Source organism: Chamaesiphon sp. OTE_8_metabat_110 (genome assembly GCF_031382685.1).
Classification (GTDB): domain Bacteria; phylum Cyanobacteriota; class Cyanobacteriia; order Cyanobacteriales; family Chamaesiphonaceae; genus Chamaesiphon.
The window spans coordinates 1-3,944 of sequence record NZ_JANMZA010000278.1; the positions used below are offsets into that span (position 1 = coordinate 1).

Here is a 3,944-nt window from a genome sequence, read left to right on the forward strand (position 1 = left end):
CCAACGGGCGGGGTGGGTAGATCTACGCTAATAACAATTCACCAACGATCGCCTCTACTCAGAGTGACATTCTCTTGGTAATGTCCCGTTTAGCATTATTTAGTACAATCGAAGACCTACCCACCCCGCCCTACGGGCACCCCTCCTGGGAGGGGATTTACATGCGGATGCTCAGGGATGGATGGATCGGACTACGAAGATCGATTAACCTTCGATCGCGACTGGCTGTGTGGCAGCTTTAGCAGGTGCTAGGCGATCGATTCCTTGCTTGACGATCGTTTGCAGGTAAGCGGCTCGTTGGTTGGCTTGGAAGACTTTCTGGAGGGTAGTGCCGAGCAGATCGAGGTTCCAGGCATGAGCGGGTGTGGGGGCGAGGAGATCTTGCGCTTCGAGATACTCGACTAGGGTCAAACCCGCGATGTGAGTCAAGTAAGCAGCACTCACGCCTTGGACTAAGCCGCCAGCGACATAGGTGACGGCGTTAGTTTTGAGAATACCGCTGACTGTTTGGGTACACAGTTCGACTAGTCCCAGTTTCAGCATGACGTTACCCATTGCCCCGGCGGCGGCTTGAGCGTGTTCGATCGAGAATTTTTGCTGATAGATCGCCCCTAAATCGACGACCATTTGGGCATTTACCGCAGCGGTAGCAAGTAAGTCGAGTGCGGGTACCGGGTTAGCGAAGGCAGCCGCAGCGACAATCCACTGGTTTTGTTCGATCGTGGGTAGGGCGCGATCGCGGCGGACGGCGTTCAGGATAGTCTTGGCAGTGGTTTGGACGCCTGCGATTTGACGGTAAGTATTCCCCCACAGCAGTTGTTCGCTTTCGGTGGCTAAGATATTTGCCAATTGCCGATCGAGACTACTAATATCTGTAGGCGGTGTTTCTGCTGTCTCGATGGTGGTGCCATCGGCTTGAATTTTGCGGACTTTAATTGCGGTTGGCGCACTGGTAGTCGCTACTACGTCAGTAGGCGCAAGGGTGCCAGCGACACTCGACTGGAGCTGATGTAAAATCAGATTGCGTTCTGCTGGTAAGTATCGATCGGATCGATCGAAGACTAACAGCACGCGCTGTTGAGCTTGATGCAGGGCAGCGATCTGCTTGTATTCGGTAGCCGTCAGATCGCCATTGGTGACAAATAGTACCAAATCGGCAGCGAGCGCTACGCGGATGGCTGTGGCATTGGTGGTACTGTCGCCGCCAACGGTAAATAAAGCTGGTGTCTCAACGTATTGTAATGGCGTGGCTGAAACTACTGGCTCGGTTGCCAGTGCTTGCATCAGGCTGCTTTTACCGACTTTTTGCCCGCCAGTAATCGCAATCTGACGATTTGTGCGCGTGAGATTGGTTTGCGCTTGAGTTAATTGTTGGCGCAATGTGGCGATTTGTCCCGCGCCAGGACTCTCGATTGCCAGTCGATCGATTACTAATTCTACTTGCTGGAGGACTCGATTGAGTGTCGCCCGATTGATGTCTACTGGCGCTAGTGGCACTTGTGCTGTCTTGCCGCGCTGAGTGTACCACCAATAGCCGCCACCTGCGGCGATCGTCCCCAGGGTCAACCAGTCACCGACACCAGCTAAGCTGTGGGAGACACTATCTAAACCCCATAAACCTAACGATAACCCAATCCCACCAATCAAAAGCGGACGTTGTAATTGTCCAGTCATAAATGCCCCGTCAATGTAATGCTAGATCGCGTTCATTACTTCTAGACTAATCGATCCGGGCGCGATCGAGCAGGGGAAATCCCGATCGTTACTTAAGTTAAACATGGGGGTTTACCCACCTTGCTCGGTGCGAACCGATTGGGGCGCGGGCAACTGGGAGTTAAAGGGAGCGACTAGGTATGCTTGATTTTGTGGCGGGTTAATTCGATCGTAATTTTGCCGCCAAAATCTGGAATTGGTGCGGCTAGCTTGTGGAGTTTTAACTCTACGAACTCGACCAGATCGTCAGCTAAGACTGTCGTCACGATCGTCTCGGCAAGTTTTTCGACGAGGGCAAATTTAGCCGTAGAAATTATCTGTTTGACCGCTGAAATAGCGCTGCGATAATCGAGTGTATCTTCAATCCGATCGCTTTGACCGGATGCCGCTAAATCAACGCCAATCCGCAGATCGACTTCAAACCATTGTCCTAAAGTTTGCTCCTCCGGCAAGTATCCCGTATAGCCATAACACCGTATCCCTGTTAATTGAATTACATCCATATATTCTAAAATATTGGCATCGCCACCAATCTCAAGTCATTTCCATCGCCCTAGAAAAATAACCGGAACGCATCCGCAATTCTCAATTCTCAATTCTCAATTCTCAATTAATTGCTGCCAGTCCAATTACCTTGATTTAATTCATTCCAAACTTCATCAATTAACATCCCCGAATTTTCCGATCTGCCAATATCTTGAAGATTGATAAACTCATCCGCACCATCTGGAATCCCCGGCGACTCGAAACTCAATAAATCTAGATCGTGTTCGGAAAAATCTAGCCCGAGATCGGTCAGATCTAGCTCCATCATGCCATTTGGCGCAGCAATACCGCGATCGTCAGCACCCCCAAATACATAGGCAATCTCATCGAGATTGCTATTGACGGCTCCAGCATCGATCGGCAAATGTTCTTCTGACTCTAGAGTGGTATCCGTAAAATGTGGCGCGGGTGTCGCTGTAGCTACTATCGGGGTCGCGATCGTCGCTACAACTGCCGCTGCTCCCATTGCGGTCATCCCAGCGAGGGGGAGCGAACTGCCTTCGGTTTCCGCCAGAGTTTCGCTGGGGGCGGGGGTAGTTGTTGCCGCAAAATTGCCACGATCGTCGGTTTGGGCAGTTGCCGTTGGGGCGACGGCTGCTGTTGGACGATCGTGGCGATCGTCATGACTAGCGGTAGGCGTGGGTGGGGCCGGGACTGCTGATGGGGCGATCGTTGCACCGAGCGAGGTCGCCGTCGCATTCACCGCTACTGGCTCACTGAGAGCATCTGGCTCGTCGGGACAGAATTCTAAACACAACCTAATCCGCCCCTTTTGCCAGCCCTTAGAGCCAAATCTCAGGGCTTCACAGTCGAGTCCGCGATCGGTGAACCAGGCATTGTTTTCTTCGTTCCAATTCTCGATCGCTTTTTTGAGATGACTTTCGATCGCTTCGTTGAGTTCGCCGACTCGAAAGGTGCGATGACCGCTAAGCACTAATGTATCGTGTTGAACTGAGATAACTTCGCCACTTTCGAGCGACTCAAAGCGATCGTGCATAATAATCTCCACTAAATTCGCGCGAATGTTGATATTTTTAACTGGTTAGCGATCGAGGTATTCGATCGCTAATATCATATTACAGAAACCAACCATAACTGTGTAATCCTTTACCCAGTAAGTTGACACCTAGATAACAAATCCAAACGACGACGAAGCCAAGGGTTGCCAAAATAGCGGGTTTGCGTCCTTGCCAGCCTTTGGTAATTCGCGAGTGCAGATATGCCGCAAAGACCAACCAAGTAATCAATGCCCAAGTTTCTTTCGGATCCCAGCTCCAATACGAACCCCATGCTTCGTTTGCCCAGACCCCACCTGCAATAATCCCGATCGTCAGTAAGGGGAAGCCCAAACCGATAACGCGATAGCTGATATTATCCAAGGTATCGGCGAGGCTCAACCGCTGAGGGGTGAGTGTGGCAGTTGCCATTGTCGTTGTCGGTAATGTCATCACTGCTATGTTACCCATGTCGGCGGTATTAATTGCCATTGGTGCGGCAGCTTCGGCGACTTTTTGAGTGGCAAGGCTACTGGTTAGGCGATAACCACTCCCACCAAAAGAGCTACCCCGCAACTCGATATCCTGTCCGCGCGTGACAAACAAAAAGGCGATTGCCAGTACCGATCCCACCATCAATGTAGCATAAGAAATCATCATCACACTGACGTGCATCATCAACCAGTTGGA

The 3,944-nt window shown here is 51.2% G+C and carries 4 protein-coding genes; all 4 read right to left on the reverse strand.

What is annotated here, in order from left to right:
* Nucleotides 1–204: 204 nt before the first annotated feature.
* A complete protein-coding gene (locus RMO52_RS09965; protein WP_310413521.1) occupies nucleotides 205–1,674 on the reverse strand; it encodes a DUF697 domain-containing protein in 1,470 nt (489 codons plus the stop codon).
* A 173-nt stretch (nucleotides 1,675–1,847) separates the two neighbouring features.
* Complete coding sequence (gene folB, locus RMO52_RS09970; RefSeq protein ID WP_309738574.1) at nucleotides 1,848–2,216, reverse strand: dihydroneopterin aldolase; 369 nt, start codon at nucleotides 2,214–2,216, stop codon at nucleotides 1,848–1,850.
* 107 nt (nucleotides 2,217–2,323) lie between these two features.
* The gene (locus RMO52_RS09975) at nucleotides 2,324–3,256 is read right to left on the reverse strand and encodes a KGK domain-containing protein (RefSeq protein WP_310413524.1); all 933 of its coding nucleotides are present in this window, start codon (nucleotides 3,254–3,256) and stop codon (nucleotides 2,324–2,326) included.
* Nucleotides 3,257–3,335: 79 nt separating this feature from the next.
* On the reverse strand, nucleotides 3,336–3,944 hold a 609-nt coding region (gene ccsB / locus RMO52_RS09980; protein ID WP_310413526.1), incomplete at its 5' end, for a c-type cytochrome biogenesis protein CcsB.

Coding starts and splice junctions, on each gene's coding strand:
- RMO52_RS09965 (WP_310413521.1), bottom strand. CDS start 1,674: ATGACTGGACAATTACAACGTCCGCTTTTGATTGGTGGGATTGGGTTA.
- folB (WP_309738574.1), bottom strand. CDS start 2,216: ATGGATGTAATTCAATTAACAGGGATACGGTGTTATGGCTATACGGGA.
- RMO52_RS09975 (WP_310413524.1), bottom strand. CDS start 3,256: ATGCACGATCGCTTTGAGTCGCTCGAAAGTGGCGAAGTTATCTCAGTT.